The organism is Pantoea sp. JGM49, from assembly GCF_018257655.1.
Classification (GTDB): domain Bacteria; phylum Pseudomonadota; class Gammaproteobacteria; order Enterobacterales; family Enterobacteriaceae; genus Pantoea; species Pantoea communis.
This window is the reverse complement of the sequence record NZ_JAERJM010000002.1, coordinates 502767-526489: the sequence shown is the minus strand read 5'-3', so window position 1 is coordinate 526489 and position 23723 is coordinate 502767. Positions and strand designations below refer to the sequence as shown.

The following is a 23723-nucleotide window of genomic DNA, read 5'->3' as shown; positions in this document are numbered from 1 at the left end:
ATCGTGTAACCCGTTCTATCTCTGGCATGGTTTACAGGAGTCACATAATGAAAAAATGGATTGTTGCTGCGGCGCTGGCAACACTGGCAATGAATGCTTATGCGGCGGAAAAAATCCGCTTCGCCTCTTCTGCGACCTATCCCCCGTTTGAATCCCTCGACCACGACAACCAAATCGTTGGCTTCGATATCGATCTGGCAAAAGCCTTATGCCAGCAAATGAAAGCGGATTGCACCTTTACCAATAACGCGTTTGACAGTCTGATCCCTTCGCTGAAGTTCCGTCGTTATGATGCGGTTATCTCGGGTATGGATATTACCGCCGAGCGCAGCAAACAGGTCGATTTCACTCAGCCCTACTACGCAAATTCCGCGATTGTGATTGCACATAAAGGCCAGTACACCGACTTCAGCCAACTGAAAGGCAAGCGTGTCGGCGTGGAGAATGGCACCACGCATCAGAAATACCTGCTGGAGAAACATCCTGAAGTGATCGCCGTGGCCTATGACAGCTATCAGAATGCGATTCTCGATCTGAAAAATGGTCGCCTGAACGGCGTATTTGGCGATAGTGCGGTGGTCAATCAGTGGCTAAAAGCCAATGAAGACCTCAGCCCAGTGGGTGAACATATCACCGATACCGAATACTTCGGCACCGGCTTAGGCATTGCGGTGCGTAAAGGCAATGCAGCGCTGTTAAAAGAGATGAATGACGCGCTGGTGGCGTTGAAAGCCGATGGCACCTGGCAGCAAATCAACCAGAAGTGGTTCCCGGAATAAGCATTATGGAGCCTCGTGGCGTGCCACCTGACAGGTTCTGCACGTCCTCCGTTCAGGCGGTGGCTACGTGGCTCCACCCTTCTTAATCAGTAATGTCAGAACTTCAAAATGTGCGGTGTGCGGGAACATATCAAACAGCTGGACGCGGCTCACCGCGTAATCGGCCAGACGTGCAATATCCTGCGCCATCGTGCTGGGATTGCAGCTTGAATAGAGAATGTAGTCTGGCGCCATTTCACAGAGATAAGCACACAGCTCAGCACCAATCCCGCGACGCGGCGGATTGACCAGCACCAACTGTGGCACCTGCTCACGCGATGTGGCGAAGTGGGTCGAATCCAGCGCGGCGAAACTCACCTTATCGAGTCCTAACTGTTCAGCCGACTGCTGCGCACAGGCAATGGCTTCCGCACTGATCTCAATACCGGTCAGCTGCATCTCGGGCGTGGCACAGTGCAAGCCGAAACCGCCCACGCCGCAGAACAGATCCCACATGCTGGACACCGGCAGCTCCGCGACCCAATCACGCGCCGTGGCATACAAATCGGCGGCGACCTGCGGGTTAGTCTGGAAGAAACTCTGCGGGCGAATATACAGCGGCACCTGATTGAAACACTCCGCCAGCGCCTGATCCGGCGTCAACGCAATCTCTTCATCCCCTTCCAGAATCGCCATATGCACCGGCTGGATGTTGGCGGAGATCACTTTCAGTTGCGGCAATTGCTGCTGCAGCCAGTGCAAGGCCGCACGCAACTGCTCCAGCTTGCTGGTGGATCGCAGCACAAACCGCAGCATCATGCCACCTTGCGAACTCTCGGTCAGCAGCAAGAATTTCAGTTCACCGCGTTTTCGCGCCACGTTGTAGGGCGTTAATCCGGCGCGGGCAATAAAGGGTTTCAGCACATCGAACACCGGCGCAAAGCTGGCGGGATAGAGCGGGCAATCACACAGATCAACTGGATCGCCATCACGCGCCACCATGCCAAAAATCGGCCGCTCAACGCTGCCGCTCACCACCATTTTGGCTTTATTACGAAAACCCTGCAGCGCGGAGGTTACCGGCGGTAAATACTCAGCCACCGCGGTCTGCGACAGTAACTGCTCGAGCAGCGACTGCTTCTCGCTGAGCTGCTGCGGATAGGGTTTCTCCAGCCACTGGCACGAACGACAGCGACCGGCATCATAAAGCGCGCAATGCATGGAAAGGCCTGTATTCAGAATCGGGAGAAAAATCGGGGGCAGATTGTATCACCGGGCGCGGAAAAATGCGCGACTGCTGGCCGGCACAAACAACAGCAGTACCACCAGCGCATCCGGCACTTTCTGCATCAGCGTGTGATGAATGATCTGTGCATTAGTCTCACCGGGAATACTGAAGATTTCCGGGTAGATCCACCCAACGGACGCCATCAGCATATAACCGAGCACGATAATTTGCGCCATCACATAACCCCATCGTCCGCGATTGCTACCGCGCAACAGGGTAAAGGCACAGCGTAGTTCAAACAGAAAGATCAGCTGACTGGCGATAAAAATTAGCGTGGAATCCCACGCCTGCGCGCTACGGTGGACAAAGTTAGCCATTTCGTCGTAACCCAGTTCATTGGCCAGCATCAGCACGCTGAGACAGCGCGTGGCAATAATGGCGATCCCCGCCACCATCACCGGTGCAGGCGTAGAATTTGCCATCGCGTTTTTGAGGGTTTCCGACATGGTTTGACTCCGTAACCATAAAAAAACGGGCCATTAAACCGGCCCGTTCTTATATTGGCAAATGTTACGGCTTTCAGCCACGTTTAGCTTTCTGAATATCGCGTAAACGTTGCTTTTCTTCGTGCGCCATAAAGCGCCAGGCGATGAAACCGACCAGGCCGACGACAAACAAAATCAACGAGGCTAACGCATTGATCTCTGGATTGACGCCGCGTCGCACGGTAGCAAAGATCGCCATTGGCAACGTGGTAGCGCCTGGCCCGGTGACGAAGCTGGCAATCACCAGATCATCGAGTGACAGCGTAAAGGCCAGCAGCCAGCCGGTGACAATTGCCGGAGCAATCATGGGTACGGTTATCACGAAGAATACTTTCAGCGGCGTCGCCCCGAGATCCATTGCCGCTTCTTCGATGGAACGATCCAGCTCGCGCAGACGGGAGTTGATCACCACCGCCACATAAGCGGTACAGAAGGTAACGTGCGCCAGCCAGATGGTGAGCATGCCGCGATCGCTCGGCCAGCCAAAGGTGTTGCCCATTGCTACAAACAGCAGCAGCAGTGACAACCCGGTGATCACATCCGGCATCACCAGCGGTGCAGTGAGCATAAATGCAAAACCGCTATGCCCACGGAAACGGCCGAAACGCACGATGATCACCGCCGCCATAGTGCCCAACACCACCGCCATGGTGGCCGAGAGCGCGGCGATAGTCAGGCTGAGGCCAACGGCATCCAGCATCGCATCGTCCTGGAACAGCACTTTGTACCAGTGGAATGAGAAGCTCTCCCACACGGTGACCAACTGCGAGCTGTTGAAGGAGTAAACCACCAGCAGCAGCATCGGCGCGTACAGGAACAGGAAGCATGCGGCCAAAATCGCCGTACGCCATGGAGAGCGAATGGTCGGTAACTGATTCATTCCTTCTCTCCTAACTCACGATTTTGATGCTTATGGAACCAGATGATCGGCAGAATCAAAATCAACAGAATGATCACCGCCAGCGCTGAAGCCACCGGCCAGTCACGGTTATTAAAGAACTCCTGCCATAGAATACGGCCAATCATGATGCTGTCCGGCCCTCCCAGCAGTTCTGGGATCACGTACTCCCCTACCGCCGGGATAAACACCAGCATCGAACCGGCGATAATCCCGCCTTTGGTCAGCGGCACAATCACGCTAAAGAAGGTTTTAAGCGGACGCGCGCCCAGATCCAGTGAGGCCTCGACCAGCGAGTAGTCGATACGGGTTAGCGCGGTATAGATCGGCAACACCATAAACGGCAGATAGCAGTAAACAATGCCGATATACACCGCGGTATTGGTGTAAAGAATCACCAGCGGGTGATCGATAACCCCCAGCCACATCAGGAAGCGGTTAAGAATGCCGTTGTTGTTCAGCAAGCCCATCCACGCGTACACGCGCACCAGGAACGAGGTCCAGGAGGGCAAGATCACCAGCAACAGCAGGATGGTGCGCATTGAAGGTTTGCTGTGCGCTACCGCCCACGCCAGTGGATATCCGATCAGCAGACAGATCACGGTAGAAATTGCCGCCACCTTGAGTGAAGTCAGATAGGCTTCGGCATACAGCGGATCATCCGTCAACGTGATGTAGTTACCGAGATTCAGCACCAGATTGAGCTGGTCATCGGCCCAGGTCACCAGATCGGTGTAAGGCGGAATGGCACGCGCAATATCGGCGAAACTGATCTTCAGCACGATCAGGAACGGCAGCAGAAACAGCAGGATCAGCCAAAGATAAGGCAAGGCGATCACCAGCTTGCGGCCATGCAGCATTTTAATGCGCGTGCCCCAGCGCTGCAGCGGTGTGCCCACCACTTCCGGCTCGCTGCGTTGAGAAATCTGGCTCATTACGCCTCCTTAAACCGTCAGAACCACACAGCTGTCGGCGTCCCAGCACAGGCGAACTTCATCACCCCATGTTGGCGCACCTTTGCGGTAGCGATGTGCATTCTGCAGCTGCGCGCTGATCATCTGACCGCTGCGCAGGCGAACGTGATAAATCGACAGGTCACCGAGATAGGCAATATGCACCACTTCGCCGACGGCAAAGTTGCAGCCATCCGCCGGCACCTCTTCGCACAGCATCACTTTTTCCGGACGTAAAGCGACATGCACGGGCACGTTATCGATGATAGAGACATCGGTCTGCACTTTAAGCGGATGTACCAGGCCCGGCGCATCAATGACCACGCCCTCTTCCGTGCGCTCACGCAGCAGGCCGTCAAACACGTTGACCGATCCAATAAACTCGGCACTATAGCGGCTGGTAGGATGCTCGTAGATCTCTTCCGGCTCACCAATCTGCACGAACTTACCGCGGTTCATGATGGCAATACGACCGGCCATGGTCATGGCTTCTTCCTGGTCGTGCGTCACCATCACGCAGGTCGCGCCGACGCGCTCCAGAATATCCACCACTTCATGCTGCATGCGGTCGCGCAGTTTCTTATCCAGCGCGCCCATCGGCTCATCCAGCAGCAGCAGTTTGGGGCGTTTCGCCAGGCTACGCGCCAGCGCCACGCGCTGACGCTGACCGCCGGAAAGCTGATGCGGTTTACGCTTAGCAAATTCCTGCATATGCACCAGCGTCAGCATTTCGGCCACGCGGCTGCTGATTTCGCCTTTCGGCAATTTATCCTGCTTCAGTCCAAAGGCGATGTTCTGCTCCACCGTCATGTGCGGGAACAGCGCGTAGGACTGGAACATCATATTGATCGGGCGCTGATAAGGCGGAACGTGCGACAGGTCTTGCCCATCCAGCACAATCTGCCCGCTGGTCGGTGGCTCAAAGCCCGCCAGCATGCGCAGCAAGGTCGATTTACCACAGCCGGAAGCACCCAGCAGGGCAAAAATCTCACCTTTATAAATGGTCAGGCTGACATCATCTACGGCGTGCTGGCCGTCAAAAGATTTGGTCAGGTTGCGAATTTCCAGCAGCGGCGTTAACGCCTTAGCCGTTTTATTTGGGGGGCGGGGAATCGCGTCGTTCACTAACATTTCTCCGGCGCTAAGCGGTGTAGCGCGGCACAGCCAGCCGCTAAAATGGCACAACAGAGGCCATCACCGCACCTCTGTTGTCGTCTTCAGGTAACGAATCCGTTTAGAACGAATTACTTACCACTTTTTACTTTAGTCCATGCACGGGTGCGCGCACGATCCAGTTTCGGATCCTGGACTTTGAGCACAAACAGCTTGGCCATCGCATCCGGCGTTGGGAAGATGCCCGGATTGTTACGCACATCCGCATTAATCAATGGCAGTGACGCCTTGTTGCCGTTGGCGTAGTTCATCTTGTTAGAGACATCCGCGATCACTTTTGGATCCATGATGTAGTTCAGCCACTGATAGGCTGCGTCGAGATTTTTCGCGTCTTTCGGAATCGCCATCATATCGAAGAAGGCCAGAGCGCCCTCTTTCGGCACGCTGTAACCCAGGTGCACGCCGTTGTTGGCTTTGGCTGCACGATCTTTCGCCTGCAGGATATCGCCAGACCAGCCGATCGCCACACAGATGTTGCCATTCGCCAGGTCGTTAATGTACTGAGACGAGTGGAAGTAGCGGATATTAGGACGCAGCTTCAGCAGCAGATCGGTCGCGGCGCCGGTGTAATCTTTAGCGTCAGAGCTGTTCGGATCTTTGCCAAGGTAGTTCAGCACGGTGGCGAAGATCTCTTCCGGCGCATCGAGGAAGGAGACACCACAGCTTTTCAGTTTTTCCAGGTTTTCAGGCTTCAGCACCAAATCCCAGCTGTTGACGGGCGCATCAGTACCCAGCGCGGCTTTCACCTTATCGAGGTTATAGCCGATACCGGTGGTACCCCACAGATACGGAATCGCATATTTGTTACCCGGATCGTGCTGCGCGACTTTCGCCATCAAATCAGGATCGAGGTTTTTATAGTTTGGCAGCTTGCTCTTATCCAGCTCCTGGAAAACGCCGGACTGTAGCTGGCGAGCAAGGAAGCTGGAAGATGGCACCACAACGTCGTAGCCGGTAGAACCCGCCATCAGCTTACCTTCCAACACTTCGTTGGAATCGAACACGTCGTAGACCACTTTGATACCGGTCTGCTTTTCAAAATTCGGCACGGTGTCGGCCGAAATATAATCGGACCAGTTATAGACGTGCAGCGTTTTATCTTCTGCCTGAGCACCAGCGGCCGCAGCCATCAGCACACCAGCAACCACACCTGGCAACCATTTTTTACGTTGGTTGAACATGTTTTCCATCCTCCTGAGGGGGTCATCACAACGCTGCATACACGCGATCCGGACGTTGCGTTTTCTGTTTAATCACAGACACACAATGAATCAATATTCAGCGGGAGTTTAATAGCAAAAACCTATACCTGTGCTGAGGTTGCATGTCTCAAGCAGCCCCGCAAGAATAGCCCCCCTGCTTCAGGCGTGCCAGATCCCAGCGTAAAAAACGCCTTTTTGCGATATTTTATGCATGTTTCTGCTATGCGGTTTGGCACTAGCGGCATAAAGCACGACTAATATCTGGCAATAAAGGGCAAAATGCAGAATAAAAAGTGGTAGGGCTAAAATGAAAACTGCCGCAAAAAGCGGCAGTTAGCGAGGCGGGGAACTCAGTGCAGCATCGCGTGGCTGCTGGAGCTGGGTTGGCGCTCCTCTTCTTCGCCCATCATCAGCAAATTATTGGCAAAGGCTTCCATGATCACCATGGAAACGCCCTCTTCACTTTGCTTCATAAAGTGCGAGAACTGACCAAACGTCAATCCGGCAGTGGTACTGATCGACTGGCAGACAATCAGCTTGGGCAGATTGTCATCCTGGATATCGATAAAGGCCTTCACCGTAAGCGAACTGGCATTGATCTGCGATAAATCGCCGACCAAAGGAATCAATGCTGTGGGTTTCACTTCCGCGAGGGCCGAGAAGAGGATGACGTTGTCCACCAGGTCGATTTTTGCATCAAACACCCCGTCAAAATTCTGCATGTGCGGCAGGTGCAGTGCCTGGCAGGCATCGCATTCGAACCAGGTGATATTTTGTTGATCCAGCCAGCGACGCAGGATGTCGATGTCAGGAACGACCAGTGAATCCATCGTTATGTCCTGTGGGGTGAAGAAATAAGCGCCTTAGCTTACGGAAAAAGTCTAACTGATGCCACGAAAACCACGTAAAAGCGCGCCTAGCCCCCGGTTTTAAGACGATAGCCGGGGCAAGCATGCGCTTCTACCCAATGAATCATCATGGAAGCGATGTCGAGGCCGGTAGTGCCTTCGATGCCCTCAAGCCCTGGCGAGGCATTGACCTCCATCACCAGTGGGCCGCGATTGGCGCGTAAAATATCCACCCCTGCGATTTCCAGCCCGAGCGTGGATGCGGCTTTCACGGCGATTTCGCGCTCTTTTTCGGTGATGGTCACCGCGTGCGCTTTACCGCCACGATGAAGATTTGAGCGGAAATCCCCCTCTTTCGCTTCACGCTCAATCGACGCCACCACTTCATTGCCAATCACCAGGCAGCGAATATCTCGCCCCTGTGCCTCTTTGATAAACTCTTGCACCAGAATGTGGGCGTTTAGGCCACGAAAGGCATCAATCACGCTCTCCGCCGCCTGGCGCGTTTCCGCCAGCACCACGCCAATCCCCTGCGTGCCCTCTACCAGTTTCACCACCAGCGGCGCACCACCGACCATGGCGATCACATCCTGGGTATCATCAGGCGAAGAGGCGAACCCGGTGATCGGCATATCAATGCCTTCGCGCGCCAGCAGCTGCAGCGATCGCAGTTTGTCACGCGCCCGGGTGATGGCCACCGATTCATTCAGCGGATAGCTGCCCAACATCTCGAACTGGCGCAGCACCGCCGTGCCGTAAAAGGTGGTCGCCGTGCCAATACGCGGGATAACGGCATCAAAGTGGCCCAGCGGTTCGCCACGATAATGCACCGCGGGCGAATCGGAGTTGATGTTCATGTAGCAGGAGAGCGGATCGATCATCTGCACCTGATGGCCACGCTCTTCCGCGGCGTCGCGCAGGCGCTTACACGAGTACAGCGTTCCATCACGCGTGAGAATGGCCATCTTCATTGCAGAATTCCTTGTGCTTAGCGCGTTGCCCAGCCCTGTTGATGCAGATAATCCAGCATAAACGGACGCGTTTCTTTGATGATCAGGCGTTGAATCAGTTCGCTCCAGGTTTCCGAACGCTGGTTGCTGTCACGTTGCTGGTAATAAGCCGTGATTTGGTTATCGTACTGATCCAGCACGCTTTTATCGACAGATTGATAACGATTTTCATGCACCAGCATCGCCGCTGGCATACGCGGTTTCACGTCTGGGGCAGAAGCTGGATGGCCGATGCAGAAGCCAAACAGTGGCAGCACAAATTTCGGCAGTTCCAGCAAATTGGTGACTTGCGCAATACTGTTACGGATACCACCAATAAACACGCCACCCAGCCCCAGCGATTCCGCCGCGACCATGGCGTTTTGTGCCATTAATGCGGTATCGACACAACCCAACAGCAGTTGCTCGGCGCGTCCGAGATGCGCATCCGGGCAAATCTGCTGATGACGATTAAAGTCGGCACAAAACACCCAAAACTCAGCGGCGGCACTCACCCATGGCTGCCCGCCGGTGAGTTGCACCAGCTGATCACGCTTTTCCTGGTCGGTAATGCGAATAATCGAGGAGCATTGTAAAAAACTGGAGGTCGAGGCCGCTTGTGCTGCAGCAATGATCGCGCTGCGCTGAGCATCATCAATGCCCTGCTCGGTAAAGGCGCGAATGGAACGGTGGCTGCACAGTAAATCGATGGTCGGCGTCATAATCCTCTCCGGTTACTTCTTTTTGTGGTTGTGATTGAACAACTGCGGTGCCATCGCTTGCGCGGTACGCCACATCATCAGCCAGGCGGCAGGCAGCATCAGCGCAATGCCAAGGAAAAAAAGCAGCGTCGCCAGCGACTTCTGCGCCATAAAATCAGGTGCCGCAATCCAGTTATTAACCAGTAATAGCGCACCAATCACCGCGAGCACGCCAAGCACTTCCAGCAGCAAAACCGGTTTCGGCAACGTGGCCAGATTACGCATGGGCGATTTCCTCAGTTGCTCAATAGGTCAGTCGCATTTTAGACCCGAATAATTCGCTCTGCAGCAAGGCATGGCTATCACCAGCAGCTTAACTGAAGCCAAACGCGTCTGCGGAGTGAAGTATGATGGACATAGATTGCGGTCATTAGAGTAACAGGCATTTTCTTCTTTGCTTAAGCAGGATGGGCGGGCATGATGTTAGCCATTATTCACGCTGTAATGTGAAACTGGTCACAAAACAGCAGCGGAAGGAGAGAAGCAATGATTGCAGTGATTTTTGGCCGTTCAAGCTGCCCATACTGCGTACGTGCGAAAGAGTTAGCCACCAAGCTGACCAGCGAGCGCGATGATTTCAACTATCAGTACGTCGATATTCAGGCGACCGGCATCACCAAGGCCGACCTGGAAGCACGTGCCGGCAAACCGGTAACCACCGTGCCGCAGATTTTCCTTGATGACCAGCACATCGGTGGTTACACCGAATTTGCGGCATGGACCAAAGAAAATCTGGGTGTTGAAGCCTAAGCAAACGGGCCTGCGGGCCCGTTTTTGATCGTGCTATTCGGCACGCATCGCCAGCATAATCCTCATCAGGCGGACCAGTAACGCCCCGCATCCAGCCCAAAACAGCGCACTTAAACTCCATGCAACAATCAGCAGCCAACTGTGCATCTGCGTGACGGTGAGCCACATCCAGGCCATACCCAAAAGCGTGCCCACCACGGCGACCCACAGTGTACTGACCAGGGGACTATCCGGCTGCAACAGCGCCATTAACATGCCCGGCAATAAAAACAGCAATAATTCAGGCTGTCCGCGCATCGCTTGTTCCGCGGCAACGGCCCAAAAATGGTGTGCAAAAATAAACACCAGCGTATAAAGCATCATACCCAGAACCGATGCTGGCCAGCGATTATTGCGCTGCAACATAACCATCCTCAACTTTGTTGTTAACAATATTGAAACGTTTACTGCCCTGATGCGCACAAGTGGAAATAAAAAGAAACAGCCGCTGGCAGAAGGATTAAAAACTGCTGATAGCTGAGGAAGTTATTTATGATTAGAATGACGCCGTTTTAAATAATGGTCTGCACCTTCCTGGCGGCAAGGACATTCACAGCTGCCACAAGATAGCGAAAAAAGGCCCTTTCATCAACTTGTTACAGGTAAAGAAGAAGTTAAACCGTGAACATTAACGTCGCAGAATTGTTAAGCGGAAATGACGTTCTGTTATTATTTGTCGTCTTAGCCCTGGGGCTGTGCTTAGGCAAATTACGTCTCGGCTCGGTACAGCTAGGAAATTCCATTGGTGTCCTCGTTGTTTCATTGATTTTAGGTCAGCAGCACTTTGCGATAAATACCGACGCACTCAGTCTCGGCTTTATGTTGTTTATTTTTTGTGTCGGTGTTGAAGCCGGACCTAACTTTTTCTCGATCTTTTTCCGCGACGGTAAAAACTACTTCCTTCTTGCCATTGTTATGGTGGTCAGCGCCCTGCTCGTTGCGTTGGGACTCGGCAAAGTGTTCGGCTGGGATATTGGTCTCACGGCAGGCATGCTGGCCGGTTCCATGACCTCCACGCCGGTGCTGGTGGGCGCGGGTGACACGCTGCGACAAAGCATCAGTGACAACCATCAGCTCAGCATGATGCAGGATAACCTCAGCCTCGGTTACGCCCTCACCTATTTGATTGGTCTGGTCAGCCTGATCTTTGGCGCGCGCTATCTGCCTCGTCTGCAACATCAGGACTTACCCACCTGCGCGCAGCAGATTGCACGGGAACGTGGTCTGGATGCTGACAGCCAGCGCAAAGTATTCCTGCCTGTGATCCGCGCCTATCGCGTTGGCCCGGAACTGGTGGAATGGAGCGGCGGTAAAAATCTGCGCGAGCTGGGCATTCATCGCCAGACCGGCTGCTACATTGAACGCCTGCGCCGTAACGGTATTCTCGCCAGCCCGGATGGGGATGCGATGCTACAACTCGGCGATGAGATCTCGCTGGTGGGCTATCCCGACGCACACGCACGCCTCGATGCCAGCTTCCGTAACGGCAAAGAGGTGTTCGACCGCGATTTGCTCGACATGCGCATCGTCACCGAAGAGATTGTAGTGAAGAACCACAATGCGGTGAATAAACGCCTGAGCCATCTGAAACTCACCGATCATGGTTGTTTCCTTAACCGAGTGATTCGTAGTCAGATTGAGATGCCGATTGATGACAGCATCATGCTGAACAAAGGCGATGTATTGCAGGTGAGCGGTGAAGCGCGCCGTGTGAAAAGCCTGGCGGATCGCATCGGCTTTATTGCGATTCACAGTCAGATGACCGATCTGCTGGCCTTCTGCGCCTTCTTTATCATCGGGTTGATGATCGGCATGATCACCTTCCAGTTCAGCAACTTCAGCTTTGGCATCGGTAACGCCGCCGGTTTGCTGTTCGCGGGTATCATGCTCGGCTTCCTGCGCGCCAACCATCCGACCTTTGGCTACATTCCGCAAGGGGCGCTGACCATGGTGAAAGAGTTCGGTTTGATGGTGTTTATGGCAGGTGTCGGCCTGAGCGCCGGTAGTGGCCTGCAACATGGCCTTGGCAGCGCGGGCGCCTTGATGTTGCTCAGCGGTCTGCTGGTGAGTCTGATCCCGGTGGTGATTTGCTATCTGTTTGGTGCCTACGTGCTGCGTATGAACCGCGCGCTGCTGTTTGGTGCCATCATGGGCGCTCGCACCTGTGCCCCGGCCATGGAGATTATCAGCGATACCGCACGCAGTAGCATTCCGGCACTCGGCTATGCAGGAACTTATGCGATTGCTAACGTTTTGCTGACGCTCGCCGGCACGCTTATTGTGATAATTTGGCCGCTTTTGCCTTTTTAAAAATATTTTTACTGCGTTCAGAACTTTCTATTTGGGGCGCAGTCTGAATAAGTGCCACTGCTTTTCTTTGAAATCCCCAAATTGTGGAGCCCGCCGGTCACTGACTTGCGGGTTTTTTTATGCCTGCAATTCCTGTTGCTTAAGGTTCTCCTAAGCGTAAATTGCGACCCTGCCACTCTGGTTTCGCTATTTTCCAATATTCATGCAACTTTCATCAAAGTTAAACACTCCAACAACCCACGATAAGATTAAGAGCCCGACTATTTATTGTTTGTCTGGTCGCTTTTACGCTATCAACTTTATTTTACTGGCAATTTCAGCACTGGTGTTTATGTGGTGGTCGCGCCACGAAAGCCTGGATATCGCGATCAGCCAGCAGTGGTTTGACCCACAGACGCAGACGTTTCCATGGCAACACAACCGCTGGCTGGATCTGATCAATCATCGCTTGTTCAAGGATGTGCTCATCGCTGGAGCGGTATTGATGTTGTTACGAGGTGTGCAGAAGCGTGATGGCCGCCGCGTGTTGGTGGCCCTGCTATTTGGTATGGGGCCGCTAGTGGTGGGCATCCTGAAGGCGCACAGCGCGCACTCCTGTCCGTGGGATTTGGCGATGTTTGGCGGTAAGGCAGCCAGTTTTGTGCTGCTGGATCCCACTCCGGTCAATAGCGGTCCGGGGCAATGTTTCCCTGGCGGTCACGCTTCCAGCGGCTTTGCCCTGATGGCGCTGTTCTTCCTGTGGTGGCCCGAGCGTCCGCGCCGCGCCGTGCTGGCGCTGTTGTTCGGTATCGCGGTGGGCTTACTGATGGGATACGGACAGGTGATGCGCGGTGCCCACTTTTTCTCTCACAACTTGTGGGCTGGCTGGTGGGTGTGGCTGAGCCAGGTGCTGATTTTTGCTGGTGTTTCTTTTTGGGTAGACAAGATGAGGAAAAGCAAACGTGATGGAAGCGCTCAACCATAGCCTGTTTCTATGGATCAACGCCACGACGGATTCACCGCCATGGTTGATTAATCTGGCGACCTTTATCGCCAAAGATGTGATTGCCATTGTCCCGCTGCTGATTGTGGCCTTATGGTTTTGGGGGCCGCGCGATCAGGTGCAATCTCAACGCGCGCTGGTACTGAAAACCGGCATGGCGCTGATTTATGCATTAAGCATTTCATGGTGTGTCGGCCAACTGCTGCCACATCCGCGCCCGTTTGCCATTGGCTTCGGACATCAATTCCTGGCACACGCCGCCGATGACTCTTACCCCAGCGATCATGGCACCACTATTTTCACCTTTGCGCTGGCGTTTATCTTCTGGCACCGACTGTGGTCAGGGGTGATTTTACTGGCGGTCGGCAGCACCATTGCCTGGTCGCGCGTCTATCTGGGCGTGCATTGGCCAATGGATATGCTGGGCGGATTTTTGGTGGGCTTGCTGGCGTGTCTGGCTTCGCATATGGCGTGGCAGCTGTATGGCGACCGCATGCTGGCTTTCACCCATCAGGTGTATCGCACGCTGTTCGCTACGCCGATTAAGAAAGGCTGGGTGCGCGGATAATGCTAAGGGCGGCCCGATCGGGTCGCCCTTATGCTGATTAGCTAAACCACTTCCCAAACCAGCCGTTAAATTTCATCATAATGAAATCCCAGATACGGCCAATAAATCCGCCCTCCGGCACCGCTTCCATCACCACCAGCGGACGCTGATCCACGGTTTTGCCATCCAGCTGGAAATCAATAGTCCCCACCACCTGATTCTTCTCCAGTGGCGCTTCCAGCTGCGGTGAGTTCAGGGTGAAACTCGCCTTGAGGTTTTTCATCTGCCCTTTCGGCACGGTGATCGCTGCGTCTTTCGCGACACCGAGATTGACCTGACTCTGCTCACCGAACCACACGCGCTGCTGGGCAAAAGGCTTATCGCTTTTAATCGGTGTCACTGTCTCGTAGAAACGGAAACCCCACGTGAGGAGCTTCTCACTTTCACGGAAGCGGATCGCATCGGTTTGCGTACCCAGTACCACTGAGATCAAACGCATGTCTCCGTCCACGGCGGACGCGACCAGGTTATTACCCGCGCCCGAAGTGTGTCCGGTTTTAATCCCATCCACCTTCAGGTTACTGCTCCACAACAGGCGGTTACGGTTCATCTGCTTGATGTGATTAAAGGTGAACTCTTTCTCACTGTTTAACGCATACTCTTCAGGTACATCGCTGATCAAACGCTGGCCGATAATCGCCATATCGCGCGCGGTACTGTATTGCCCATCGGCATCCAGCCCGTGCACGGTCATAAAGTGGGTATTCTGTAATCCAAACGCCTTAACGTAGTTGTTCATCAGACCGATAAACGAGTCCTGGCTACCGGCGACATAATCGGCCAGCGCGATACAGGCATCATTGCCTGACTGAATCACCACGCCCTTGTTGAGTTCAGAGACCGGAATACGGTCACCCGGTTTCAGGAACATCAGTGAAGAACCGCGCAGCTTCGGGTTGCCGGTTGCCCATGCATCCTGGCCGATAGTGACCAGGTCATCGTTGTGGATCTTGCCGGCTTTTAGCGCCTGGCCGACCACGTAGCTGGTCATCATTTTGGTCAGGCTGGCGGGGTCCAACCGCTGGTCGGCATTGGACTCAGCCAATATCTTGCCGCTGTTGTAGTCCATTAAAATCCAGGCTTTGGCCTCAATTTGCGGTGCAGCAGGCGCCTGTTCAGCCTGAGTGGTGATGGGAAGGAAAAGCACTAATAATGAAGTGGCAGCCAGCGGCCGCAAGGCAGAAATGACGGAGTTTTTTCTCATGAGCGTGACCAGATTGTCCTTGTTAAATCATGGTTTTCTAGCAGGTAAGACATGTCTTAATAAAAGCTACACGCTTACCACCTGCGAACAAAACCGTCCAACCGTAAAGTTTTATAGAGTTTATTAGAGTAACCCTGGCATCAACCCCGACCCGCTGCCACTTTTACTGTTACGCCGTAGTGGAAAAAGTGAGAGAAATTCCGATTTTTCGCAGAACGGTTAAGCCAGTCACAAAATTCCGCTAACCTGATGCCAATCAGCCCGAGGAGAACCACGATGGACTTAGCCGTTTTCGATCTGGACGAAACCCTGATTTGTGAAGACAGTACCAGCCTGTGGCTGCGCTGGCTGGTCTCACAGGGATTTGCCCCCGAAGCACTCATCTCTCAGGAACAAGCCTTAATGGAGAAATACCATGCCGGCACCCTGTCGATTGAAGAGTATATGAACACCACGCTATCCCCGCTCGCCGGTATGGCGACCCTGACGGTTGAGGGTTGGGTACGGCGTTTCATCCATCGCGATATTCTGCCACGCGTCTTCCCCGCCGCACGGGAACGCATAAACTGGCATCAGCAACGCGGCGACACCGTGATGATCATTACCGCCAGTGGCGATCATCTGGCGGTGCCGATTGCGCAACGTCTGGGTGTACACGGCGCGTTGGCGATTGGCGTAGAAGTGGTTGACGAGCGCTACAGCGGCCAGATTTATGGCACCGCCACCTATCGCGAGGGGAAAGTCACTCGTCTGAGTGACTGGAAGGCTTTGCAACAGGATAAGCGCTTTGAAAAAACCTGGGCTTACAGCGACTCCATGAACGATTTACCCTTGCTCAACCATGCTGATCACGCCTGGGTCATTAACCCGGATGCGCTGCTGCAGCAGGAAGCGCAGCAGCGGGGTTGGGAAGTATGCAGCTGGGTGCGTTAAGTTAACCACGCGAGGCGCTGGCGGGTTCCGCCAGCCCGACTTTTAGCAGCTTACCGTTGGCTTCGTCGGTGAGCACATAGAGATAACCATCCGGCCCCTGACGCACATCGCGAATACGTTCACCGCGATCCTCCAGCAGTCGCTGCTCTTCGACCACTTTCTCGCCGTTCACCCGCAGGCGAATCAGGCTTTTTTCCTTTAATGCGCCGATAAACAGCGAATTTTTCCACTGCGGGAAACGTGCGCTGTTGTAAAACGCCATCCCGCTGATGGCTGGTGACACTTTCCACCAGAACTGCGGTTGTTCCGTGCCCGCCACGTGCGTGCCCTGCGCTTCCGGCACTTTCTGCCCGCTGTAATCAATGCCGTAGGTGGCCAATGGCCAGCCGTAGTTTTTGCCTTTCTGCGGGATATTCACTTCATCGCCGCCGCGTGGGCCGTGTTCACTCTCCCACATTTGCTGCGTCCACGGATTGAAAGCTAATCCCTGTGGATTGCGCATGCCGTACGACCAGATTTCTGCCCGCGCGTCTTTGCGCTGGATAAAAGGATTGTCTGCCGGGATTTCACCGTTCTGGGTCAGGCGCACGATTTTTCCTGAAAGCTTGTCGAGCTGTTGGGCGCTGAGGCTGGAAAAGTTGTCGCCAAAGGCAATGTAGAGATAGCCCTGACCATCAAATGCGAGGCGAGTTCCCATGTTGGCGCCGCTAGAGAGCTTGGGTGTCTGCTCCAGCACCACTTTGAAGTCGCTCAACTGGCGATTATCGTCGCTGAGTCGCCCGTAGCCGACCACCCCACCCGCTCGCCCCTCGGCATCTGCCGTGGTGTAACTGAGCCACACGCGGCGGCTTTGGGCGAAATCCGGTGCCAGCACCACATCCAGCAAGCCGCCCTGACGATTTGCCCACACTTTGGGTACGCCGCTAATGGGTTGCGACAAGCCTTTTCCCGGCTGCCAACTGCGGAGTTGCCCGGAGCGTTCGGTAATTAACAACGTTTGATTGTCAGGCAGAAAAGCCATTGACCACGGATGATCAAGTTTGTCCTGTAATACCTGAACCTGAACATCAGCAGCCAGGGTCGAATGGGCATAACTCAATGCGCCAAGCAACAGCGCGACAGGCAGTAAACGCATGGGATTCTCCTTTATCACGGTCTGCCGTTAAGGGTAGTCAGCCCGTAAGAAAGGATGTGCAGGATTTACAAAACATTAAGCCCGACATCATGCCGGGCAACGAGATTAAGGCGCGGAGAAGGCCACGACATCACGAATCATTTCGTCTATGCCCGGACGAAGATCGTTGAGCGTAATTGGCGTACTGTTGTTCGGCAGGGATTTACCAAAGGCTTTGCGCACGACTTTGATCATTGGCTTACCGGTCTGCGCATCGACCGCTTCCACCTCGAGGAACAGCGCACTGTTTTGCGTACGGTGGCCAGTGGCCGCCATGGTGCTCGCTACAACTGCCGCAATCGGCACCACTTCGTAGAACTGCATCCCTTCGTTTTCTGCCGTCACGGCGGTGATGGCGCTTTTCACCCTGAGCGTATGTGCACCAGGCTTGCCCACCACCGGTTTACGTTCTGCGACCGCGCGTTTTAACTGACTATCGGTGTACTGACGGATTTGATCCAATGTTTGCTGGCTGATGCGTTCAGTCGGTCGCGCGGCGGGATAGTAAACCACGGGTTCGAACACCACGTTGGTGTAATCCGCGCTGTGATAATCCGGCGAGATCCAGCGCAATGTCGGTTTACCGCTGGGTGACTGTTCAGATTTTAACTGGCTGTAATCGCCGAGAAAGCCGGAAAACTGCTGTTTATCCGCAACATGAGAGGTACAACCTACCGCCAGCATAGCCAGCGTTAAAGCAGGAATATAAAGACGAAATCGCATGAGAAAGCCCTTATAAGAGGTAAATCGCTTCTCAAGTGTAGAGCGCACGCTGCGCTTTGGCGGGAAATTTTCACAGAATGGGAGAAGAAACCACCTGCATTGCAGGTGGTTAGGGAATCACTCGAAGCAGGTCTCAGGATTCTCAGACAACGAAATGAACCTTTCGCCGCCTTTGGTCAGGGCAATAATGCCGCCGCTCTCAATATCATAAACCCACCCATGCAGACGCACTTTGCCTTTACGCAGCGCCACCGCTACCGAAGGGTGTGTTTTGATATTGTTCAGCTGAGCAATCACGTTCTCTTTGACCATTTCATTGAGACGGGTTTCCACCGCTTCATAATTGCGCTCTTCCACCACAGCTTTAGCTGCATTGGCGTAGTGCAACCAGTGATCAACCGCGGGCATGCTTTCTAAATCCGCATTAGACGCGATGGCGTTCATGGCACCACAGTTGGAGTGACCGCAAATGATGATCTCAGTCACACCCAGCGCAACGACCGCGTATTCAATCGTCGCGGAGACACCACCCGGTTCGGGACCAAACGGCGGCACAATATTACCGGCGTTACGGATCACGAATAGCTGGCCTGGCTCGGATTGGGTGACCAGTTCAGGCACCAGACGGCTGTCTGAGCAGGAGATAAACAGGGCTTTGGGATTCTGGTTTGACGCCAGACTTTTGAAAAGATCCTTCCTTTCAGGGAACACATTCTGTTGGAAATTCAGAAAACCTTTAACGATCTCTTGCATTTGTCTGCTCTCACTTTATCCGCATCTGCGCTGGCGGTACGATCTGCACCGTCAGCACGCGTTCAAATTCTTCAGTGCGGTGAATAACTTACAATCACCAACCGAACATTTAAGCAAAACAGGCTGGATTACACAACTCGGATCACCGTTAACGGTTCGCAGTCGCCAGCCTTATCGGCGACGATTTGAACGGATAACAGCTCCATTAAGCATAGCGGGAAACGCCCATTACGCGGTTAAGGAGATTCTTACATCACCTATACATTTTCCCTCGCAACCTCTGTACAATCCCCCGCCTATCCACACTAATTATGATGAATTATTATCCTTATGAGCCATGTCAAAAATCCGCCGCGCGTAGGCTTCGTCTCACTCGGCTGCCCAAAAAACCTCGTCGACTCAGAACGCATCCTGACGGAACTGCGTACTGAAGGCTACGATGTGGTGCCACGCTACGATGATGCGGAGATCGTCATCGTTAACACCTGTGGATTTATTGATAGCGCCGTACAGGAATCACTGGAAGCGATCGGTGAAGCGCTGAACGAGAATGGCAAAGTGATCGTCACCGGTTGCCTGGGTGCCAAAGTGGATCAGATCCGCGAAGTACATCCTAAGGTACTGGAAATCACCGGCCCGCACAGCTACGAGCAAGTGCTGTCGCACGTTCACACCTATGTGCCAAAGCCGGAACACAACCCGTTCCTGAGCCTGGTGCCCGAGCAAGGCGTTAAGCTGACGCCACGCCACTACGCTTACCTGAAAATTTCTGAAGGCTGCAACCATCGCTGCACCTTCTGCATTATCCCGTCCATGCGTGGCGATCTTGATAGCCGTCCGATTGGTTCGGTGCTCGACGAAGCCAAACGTCTGGTGGAAGCTGGCGTCAAAGAGCTGCTGGTGATCTCACAGGATACCTCGGCTTACGGCGTGGATGTGAAGCACCGCACCGGTTTCTGGAACGGATCCCCGGTGAAAACCAGCATGGTCAGCCTGTGCGAACAGCTGGCGAAACTCGGCGTGTGGGTGCGTCTGCACTATGTCTACCCGTATCCGCATGTGGATGACGTGATTCCGCTGATGGCCGAAGGCAAAATCCTGCCGTACCTCGACATCCCATTACAGCACGCCAGCCCGCGCATCCTGAAGCTGATGAAGCGTCCTGGTGCGGTTGAACGTACGCTGGAGCGCATCAAACGCTGGCGTGAAATTTGCCCGGAACTGACGCTGCGTTCGACCTTTATCGTAGGCTTCCCCGGCGAAACCGAAGAAGATTTCCAGATGCTGCTCGACTTCCTGAAAGAAGCGCGTCTGGATCGCGTTGGCTGCTTCCAGTACAGCCCGGTTGAAGGCGCGACGGCCAACCAACTGCCGGACCAGGTGCCGGAAGAGGTGAAGCAGGAGCGTTTCGATCGCTTCATGCAATTGCAGCAGAAAATCTCCAGCGAACGTTTGCAGGAGAAAATCGGCCGTGAAGTGTTGGTGATCATCGATGAAGTGGATGAAGAAGGCGCGGTGGGTCGCAGCATGGCCGATGCACCTGAGATCGACGGTGCGGTGTATCTGAATGGCGATCGTCAGGTGAAAGTCGGTGATGTGGTGCGTGTTAAAGTTGAACACGCCGATGAGTACGATTTATGGGGTACGCGCGTTTAACCGTGCTGCTGCTGGTGCGCACGTTTGCGCGCCAGATAATCGGTGTCCGATCTCAGCCGATCCCAGCATGATTTGAAGATGGCCGCCGCAGCGGCCTTTTCTTTTTCTGTGGTACGAGGTAGCTCGTTACCGTCTGCATCATATTTGCGTCCGCCTTTGTGATTACTGTAGCGACGCGCGCGGGTATAGCCCATCTGAATAAATTTTCGCGCCATATCCATGCCGACAAAGTCGTCCTGTGCACGATAGTCCTCAAACAATTGCATAATCTGAACGGAAGATTCCTGAGCCAGTTCCACGGTACGGAAGCGCCAGAACGGCAGAATTTCGCTCTTGTAAGGCTCCACCATTAATACCCCCTGCTCACCGCGCCCAACCTGATAAAGGTCTGGCCGCTGTCGGAAATCGATATTCTTAAAGTCTTGTTCGTAATCAAAGGGTTTCACTGCATTTCTCCTGCACGACATTATCACTTACTGCAATTATTTTTTTGCGGCTCTTAAGCAATGCGCTTTTACACCGATAACTTCACTACTAGCCTACTTTGCTCTGAGAAAATCATGTTGACGAAAATGAAAATTGTGACTGCCATCATATTGATGCTGTTGGTATTCACCGCTATGCAGGCCATCTCCGGCTCGCTGTTTTTATCTTCCCTGATCGCTGGCCAGCATAATTTCACCGCCAGTAACCAGCTATCACATCAACAACGTGAGTTCTCCGATAGCTGGCAAACGCTGGTGAAAACGCGCGTTATCATCAACCGCGTGGCGATTCGCATTCTGAAGAATCAGACCGATGATGCTTCACGCGCTGCCATCAGCAAGCTGCTGGTTTCCGCGGGCGCCTCGCTTGATGAAGCGAAACAGCACTTTGACCGCTACAAGAGTGTCCCACGGATTGCGGGGCAAAGTGCGGCAGCCGCCGAGCTTATCGAAAGCAAATTCGCGAACTATTACCAACTGCTGAATCAATCCGCGACCTTTCTGAAAGCCAACAACTACGCCGCTTATGGCGAGCTGGATGCACAGCAAGCGCAGGATGATTTGGAAGCGGCCTACAAGCAGTGGCGCGGTGACAACGTTCAGTTAATCAATACACGCGCTGCAGATAACGATAGCACTTATCAGCATATGCTGGTGATGGTTGCTGTGATGGCAGTGATTGTGGTGCTGTTGCTGCTGGTGGTTTGGCTGCTGGTTCGCCGCATCCTGTTGGCGCCGATGAAGCAAGTTCAGCAGCAGATGGAGCGCTTTGCCGATGGCGACCTCTCCGCCAGTTTGAAGATTGAAGGACACAGTGAAATGGCCGCCATTGCCGCGAGCCTCAATCATATGCAGCAAGCACTGCTGGGCACGATCAACAATGTGCGCGACAGTGCCGATGCCATTTTCGGCAGTGCCAGCGCGATCGCCAACGGTAACAACGATCTCTCCTCCCGCACGGAACAACAGGCCGCCTCGCTGGAAGAGACCGCTGCCAGCATGGAAGAGCTGACCGCCACCGTTAAACAGAATGCCGATAACGCACGTCAGGCGACCCAGCTGGCGAAAACCGCATCGGAAACCGCTGACAAAGGTGGGAATGTGGTGGACGGCGTGGTGAAAACCATGCGCGACATCGCCGACAGTTCGAAGAAAATCGCCGACATCACCAGCGTGATCGATGGCATTGCTTTCCAGACCAATATTCTGGCGCTGAATGCTGCCGTTGAGGCCGCTCGCGCCGGTGAACAAGGTCGTGGCTTTGCTGTGGTCGCGGGTGAAGTCCGTAGCCTGGCGCAGCGCAGTGCACAGGCAGCGAAAGAGATTAAGCTACTGATTGAGGGCTCCGTGCAGCGCGTTAATTTAGGTTCACAACAGGTGAGCAGCGCCGGCGATACCATGCAGGAGATCGTCAGCGCGGTAACGCGCGTGACCGATATCATGGGCGAAATTGCGTCGGCCTCTGACGAGCAGAGTCGCGGCATCGATCAGATTGGTGTGGCAGTGAACGAGATGGATCGCGTAACGCAGCAGAACGCCATACTGGTGCAGGAATCCGCTAACGCCTCGGCTTCGCTGGAGCAGCAGGCCAGCAGCCTGTCTTCGGCGGTGGCGCGCTTTAAAACCGGGACGCGTGCAGTGATGGCACCGGTGACAAACACGGTGAAAGCCCCTGTCGCAACCACACCACGCGCCTTACCCGCTGCCGGTGCACACAGCAACGACAACTGGCAAACGTTCTGAGGTAACAGAAAAAATCAGGTCGCCATAAGTGGCGGCCTGACCTGCACAACGGGATTTTTCAGGGTGCGCACTAACGCGCACCGATTTGATATTTCAGGTCTTTAACTTCGGATCTAACGCATCTCGCAGTCCATCACCCAACAGATTGAACGCCAGCACCGTCAGGAATATCGCCAGACTGGGGAAGATCGCCACATGCGGCGCAATCACCATATCGGCACGCGCTTCATTAAGCATCGCGCCCCACTCCGGCGTGGGCGGCTGCGCGCCCAGTCCGAGGAAAGACAAACTCGCCGCCGTGATGATCGACGTACCGATACGCATGGTGAAATAGACCACAATCGACGACACGGTACCGGGCAGAATGTGACGCATGATAATCGTCCAATCTGATGCGCCGATGCTGCGGGCTGATTCAATAAAGGTTTGGTGTTTCAACACCAGCGTATTGCCACGCACCAGGCGAGCAAAGGCTGGAATACTGAAAATCGCCACCGCCACAATCACATTGCTCATGCCGCTGCCCATGATCGCCACCACCGCAATCGCCAGCAGAATGCCGGGGAAAGCAAACAGCACGTCACAGATACGCATGGTAATGCGATCCCACCAGCCTTCGTAATAACCGGCCAGCAACCCCAGCAGCGTACCAATCAGCGCACCGATCGCTACCGAGAAGAAACCCGCAATCAGTGAGATGCGTGTGCCGACCAGCACGCGACTAAATATGTCACGCCCTAGCGAATCCACGCCAAACCAGTGCATCATCGACGGCCCATCATTTAGCCGGTCGTAATCAAAATAGTTTTCCGCATCAAACGGGGCAATAAACGGAGCGATAAACGCCACCACAATTAACAGCAGCACAAATAAGCCCGCCACCATCGCCACATGTTGATGGCGAAAGCGGCGCCAGAATTCACGCCACGGCGTACGTACCCGGGTTTCCGTCATCATCGGCATGGTTTTCAATGCCGCTGCGCGTCGCCAGTTTTTCAAGTGCGACTCC

Annotated in this window: 25 protein-coding genes; 8 read left to right on the top strand and 17 right to left on the bottom strand. The window is 54.2% G+C overall.

Annotated elements, in window-relative coordinates; all coding sequences use genetic code 11:
• The first annotated feature begins 47 nt into the window (after window positions 1-47).
• Window positions 48-779, top strand: a complete 732-nt coding sequence (gene artJ, locus JK231_RS05590; RefSeq protein WP_097119345.1) for an arginine ABC transporter substrate-binding protein — start codon at window positions 48-50, stop codon at window positions 777-779.
• Window positions 780-842: 63 nt separating this feature from the next.
• On the opposite strand, the gene rlmC is transcribed toward artJ, so the two are convergent.
• The 10 genes from rlmC to JK231_RS05540 form a co-directional block, all read right to left on the bottom strand.
• Complete coding sequence (rlmC, locus tag JK231_RS05585; protein ID WP_211728159.1) at window positions 843-1979, bottom strand: 23S rRNA (uracil(747)-C(5))-methyltransferase RlmC; 1137 nt, start codon at window positions 1977-1979, stop codon at window positions 843-845.
• A gap of 48 nt (window positions 1980-2027) precedes the next feature.
• On the bottom strand, window positions 2028-2492 hold the full coding sequence (locus JK231_RS05580; RefSeq protein WP_097119347.1) for a YbjO family protein: 465 nt from the start codon (window positions 2490-2492) through the stop codon (window positions 2028-2030).
• A 73-nt stretch (window positions 2493-2565) separates the two neighbouring features.
• Window positions 2566-3411 carry a putrescine ABC transporter permease PotI gene (gene potI, locus JK231_RS05575; RefSeq protein WP_097119348.1) on the bottom strand — a complete coding sequence of 282 codons (846 nt, stop codon included), beginning with the start codon at window positions 3409-3411 and terminating at the stop codon, window positions 2566-2568.
• A complete protein-coding gene (potH, locus tag JK231_RS05570; RefSeq protein WP_034820712.1) occupies window positions 3408-4364 on the bottom strand; it encodes a putrescine ABC transporter permease PotH in 957 nt (318 codons plus the stop codon). Before potH ends, potI begins: the two co-directional genes overlap by 4 nt.
• Before the next feature lie 9 nt (window positions 4365-4373).
• The gene (gene potG / locus JK231_RS05565) at window positions 4374-5507 is read right to left on the bottom strand and encodes a putrescine ABC transporter ATP-binding subunit PotG (protein ID WP_156102820.1); all 1134 of its coding nucleotides are present in this window, start codon (window positions 5505-5507) and stop codon (window positions 4374-4376) included.
• 119 nt (window positions 5508-5626) lie between these two features.
• Window positions 5627-6736: a spermidine/putrescine ABC transporter substrate-binding protein PotF gene (potF, locus tag JK231_RS05560; RefSeq protein WP_211728158.1), complete on the bottom strand. Its 1110-nt coding sequence runs from the start codon at window positions 6734-6736 to the stop codon at window positions 5627-5629.
• A 371-nt stretch (window positions 6737-7107) separates the two neighbouring features.
• A complete protein-coding gene (locus JK231_RS05555) occupies window positions 7108-7587 on the bottom strand; it encodes a YbjN domain-containing protein (protein ID WP_038647881.1) in 480 nt (159 codons plus the stop codon).
• 86 nt (window positions 7588-7673) lie between these two features.
• Window positions 7674-8576: a 30S ribosomal protein S6--L-glutamate ligase gene (gene rimK, locus JK231_RS05550; RefSeq protein ID WP_038647884.1), complete on the bottom strand. Its 903-nt coding sequence runs from the start codon at window positions 8574-8576 to the stop codon at window positions 7674-7676.
• Between the two features lie 17 nt (window positions 8577-8593).
• The gene (nfsA, locus tag JK231_RS05545) at window positions 8594-9316 is read right to left on the bottom strand and encodes an oxygen-insensitive NADPH nitroreductase (RefSeq protein ID WP_211728157.1); all 723 of its coding nucleotides are present in this window, start codon (window positions 9314-9316) and stop codon (window positions 8594-8596) included.
• Between the two features lie 12 nt (window positions 9317-9328).
• Window positions 9329-9580, bottom strand: a complete 252-nt coding sequence (locus tag JK231_RS05540; RefSeq protein WP_097119351.1) for a DUF1418 family protein — start codon at window positions 9578-9580, stop codon at window positions 9329-9331.
• Window positions 9581-9841: 261 nt separating this feature from the next.
• Between JK231_RS05540 and JK231_RS05535 the strand changes: the two genes are divergently transcribed.
• Window positions 9842-10105, top strand: a complete 264-nt coding sequence (locus tag JK231_RS05535) for a GrxA family glutaredoxin (RefSeq protein WP_034820748.1) — start codon at window positions 9842-9844, stop codon at window positions 10103-10105.
• A 33-nt stretch (window positions 10106-10138) separates the two neighbouring features.
• On the opposite strand, the gene ybjM is transcribed toward JK231_RS05535, so the two are convergent.
• Window positions 10139-10510: an inner membrane protein YbjM gene (gene ybjM / locus JK231_RS05530; RefSeq protein ID WP_166933205.1), complete on the bottom strand. Its 372-nt coding sequence runs from the start codon at window positions 10508-10510 to the stop codon at window positions 10139-10141.
• A gap of 255 nt (window positions 10511-10765) precedes the next feature.
• Here ybjM and JK231_RS05525 point away from each other — a divergent pair, with 255 nt between their 5' ends.
• From JK231_RS05525 to ybjG, 3 genes are all read left to right on the top strand, one after another.
• Window positions 10766-12454 (top strand): aspartate:alanine antiporter, encoded by a 1689-nt coding sequence (locus tag JK231_RS05525; protein ID WP_097119352.1) that lies wholly within the window; start codon window positions 10766-10768, stop codon window positions 12452-12454.
• Window positions 12455-12656: 202 nt separating this feature from the next.
• Window positions 12657-13418, top strand: a complete 762-nt coding sequence (locus tag JK231_RS05520; protein ID WP_211728156.1) for a phosphatase PAP2 family protein — start codon at window positions 12657-12659, stop codon at window positions 13416-13418.
• On the top strand, window positions 13399-14004 hold the full coding sequence (ybjG, locus tag JK231_RS05515; protein WP_097119354.1) for an undecaprenyl-diphosphate phosphatase: 606 nt from the start codon (window positions 13399-13401) through the stop codon (window positions 14002-14004). Before JK231_RS05520 ends, ybjG begins: the two co-directional genes overlap by 20 nt.
• 37 nt (window positions 14005-14041) lie before the next feature.
• On the opposite strand, the gene JK231_RS05510 is transcribed toward ybjG, so the two are convergent.
• Window positions 14042-15247, bottom strand: coding sequence for a serine hydrolase (locus JK231_RS05510; RefSeq protein WP_160832412.1), 1206 nt, complete (start codon window positions 15245-15247; stop codon window positions 14042-14044).
• 276 nt (window positions 15248-15523) lie between these two features.
• On the opposite strand from JK231_RS05510, the gene JK231_RS05505 reads away from it, so the two are divergent.
• Window positions 15524-16180, top strand: a complete 657-nt coding sequence (locus tag JK231_RS05505) for an HAD family hydrolase (protein WP_034820768.1) — start codon at window positions 15524-15526, stop codon at window positions 16178-16180.
• Window position 16181: 1 nt separating this feature from the next.
• Here the strand turns inward: JK231_RS05505 and JK231_RS05500 are convergent, their stop codons facing one another.
• The 3 genes from JK231_RS05500 to JK231_RS05490 form a co-directional block, all read right to left on the bottom strand.
• Window positions 16182-17315 (bottom strand): PQQ-dependent sugar dehydrogenase, encoded by a 1134-nt coding sequence (locus JK231_RS05500; protein ID WP_211728155.1) that lies wholly within the window; start codon window positions 17313-17315, stop codon window positions 16182-16184.
• 105 nt (window positions 17316-17420) lie between these two features.
• Window positions 17421-18077, bottom strand: a complete 657-nt coding sequence (locus JK231_RS05495; protein WP_160832410.1) for a DUF3313 domain-containing protein — start codon at window positions 18075-18077, stop codon at window positions 17421-17423.
• Window positions 18078-18194: 117 nt separating this feature from the next.
• Window positions 18195-18830: a carbonic anhydrase gene (locus tag JK231_RS05490; protein WP_058961964.1), complete on the bottom strand. Its 636-nt coding sequence runs from the start codon at window positions 18828-18830 to the stop codon at window positions 18195-18197.
• 330 nt (window positions 18831-19160) lie between these two features.
• On the opposite strand from JK231_RS05490, the gene rimO reads away from it, so the two are divergent.
• The gene (rimO, locus tag JK231_RS05485; RefSeq protein WP_039336388.1) at window positions 19161-20486 is read left to right on the top strand and encodes a 30S ribosomal protein S12 methylthiotransferase RimO; all 1326 of its coding nucleotides are present in this window, start codon (window positions 19161-19163) and stop codon (window positions 20484-20486) included.
• Here the strand turns inward: rimO and JK231_RS05480 are convergent.
• Window positions 20483-20932 (bottom strand): DUF4385 domain-containing protein, encoded by a 450-nt coding sequence (locus tag JK231_RS05480; RefSeq protein WP_211728154.1) that lies wholly within the window; start codon window positions 20930-20932, stop codon window positions 20483-20485. The two genes, rimO and JK231_RS05480, sit on opposite strands and share 4 nt — an antisense overlap.
• Before the next feature lie 114 nt (window positions 20933-21046).
• Here JK231_RS05480 and JK231_RS05475 point away from each other — a divergent pair, with 114 nt between their 5' ends.
• Window positions 21047-22714 (top strand): methyl-accepting chemotaxis protein, encoded by a 1668-nt coding sequence (locus JK231_RS05475; RefSeq protein ID WP_211728153.1) that lies wholly within the window; start codon window positions 21047-21049, stop codon window positions 22712-22714.
• A gap of 93 nt (window positions 22715-22807) precedes the next feature.
• On the opposite strand, the gene gsiD is transcribed toward JK231_RS05475, so the two are convergent.
• A complete protein-coding gene (gsiD, locus tag JK231_RS05470) occupies window positions 22808-23713 on the bottom strand; it encodes a glutathione ABC transporter permease GsiD (RefSeq protein ID WP_038647910.1) in 906 nt (301 codons plus the stop codon).
• Window positions 23714-23723: the final 10 nt, after the last annotated feature.

Coding starts and splice junctions, on each gene's coding strand:
- potF (WP_211728158.1), bottom strand. CDS start 6,736: ATGTTCAACCAACGTAAAAAATGGTTGCCAGGTGTGGTTGCTGGTGTG.
- nfsA (WP_211728157.1), bottom strand. CDS start 9,316: ATGACGCCGACCATCGATTTACTGTGCAGCCACCGTTCCATTCGCGCC.
- potH (WP_034820712.1), bottom strand. CDS start 4,364: ATGAGCCAGATTTCTCAACGCAGCGAGCCGGAAGTGGTGGGCACACCG.
- artJ (WP_097119345.1), top strand. CDS start 48: ATGAAAAAATGGATTGTTGCTGCGGCGCTGGCAACACTGGCAATGAAT.
- rlmC (WP_211728159.1), bottom strand. CDS start 1,979: ATGCATTGCGCGCTTTATGATGCCGGTCGCTGTCGTTCGTGCCAGTGG.
- rimO (WP_039336388.1), top strand. CDS start 19,161: ATGAGCCATGTCAAAAATCCGCCGCGCGTAGGCTTCGTCTCACTCGGC.
- JK231_RS05540 (WP_097119351.1), bottom strand. CDS start 9,580: ATGCGTAATCTGGCCACGTTGCCGAAACCGGTTTTGCTGCTGGAAGTG.
- JK231_RS05475 (WP_211728153.1), top strand. CDS start 21,047: ATGTTGACGAAAATGAAAATTGTGACTGCCATCATATTGATGCTGTTG.
- JK231_RS05505 (WP_034820768.1), top strand. CDS start 15,524: ATGGACTTAGCCGTTTTCGATCTGGACGAAACCCTGATTTGTGAAGAC.
- JK231_RS05495 (WP_160832410.1), bottom strand. CDS start 18,077: ATGCGATTTCGTCTTTATATTCCTGCTTTAACGCTGGCTATGCTGGCG.
- JK231_RS05510 (WP_160832412.1), bottom strand. CDS start 15,247: ATGAGAAAAAACTCCGTCATTTCTGCCTTGCGGCCGCTGGCTGCCACT.
- ybjM (WP_166933205.1), bottom strand. CDS start 10,510: ATGTTGCAGCGCAATAATCGCTGGCCAGCATCGGTTCTGGGTATGATG.
- JK231_RS05500 (WP_211728155.1), bottom strand. CDS start 17,315: ATGCGTTTACTGCCTGTCGCGCTGTTGCTTGGCGCATTGAGTTATGCC.
- potI (WP_097119348.1), bottom strand. CDS start 3,411: ATGAATCAGTTACCGACCATTCGCTCTCCATGGCGTACGGCGATTTTG.
- JK231_RS05580 (WP_097119347.1), bottom strand. CDS start 2,492: ATGTCGGAAACCCTCAAAAACGCGATGGCAAATTCTACGCCTGCACCG.
- JK231_RS05490 (WP_058961964.1), bottom strand. CDS start 18,830: ATGCAAGAGATCGTTAAAGGTTTTCTGAATTTCCAACAGAATGTGTTC.
- rimK (WP_038647884.1), bottom strand. CDS start 8,576: ATGAAGATGGCCATTCTCACGCGTGATGGAACGCTGTACTCGTGTAAG.
- JK231_RS05520 (WP_211728156.1), top strand. CDS start 12,657: ATGCAACTTTCATCAAAGTTAAACACTCCAACAACCCACGATAAGATT.
- JK231_RS05555 (WP_038647881.1), bottom strand. CDS start 7,587: ATGGATTCACTGGTCGTTCCTGACATCGACATCCTGCGTCGCTGGCTG.
- ybjG (WP_097119354.1), top strand. CDS start 13,399: ATGGAAGCGCTCAACCATAGCCTGTTTCTATGGATCAACGCCACGACG.
- JK231_RS05535 (WP_034820748.1), top strand. CDS start 9,842: ATGATTGCAGTGATTTTTGGCCGTTCAAGCTGCCCATACTGCGTACGT.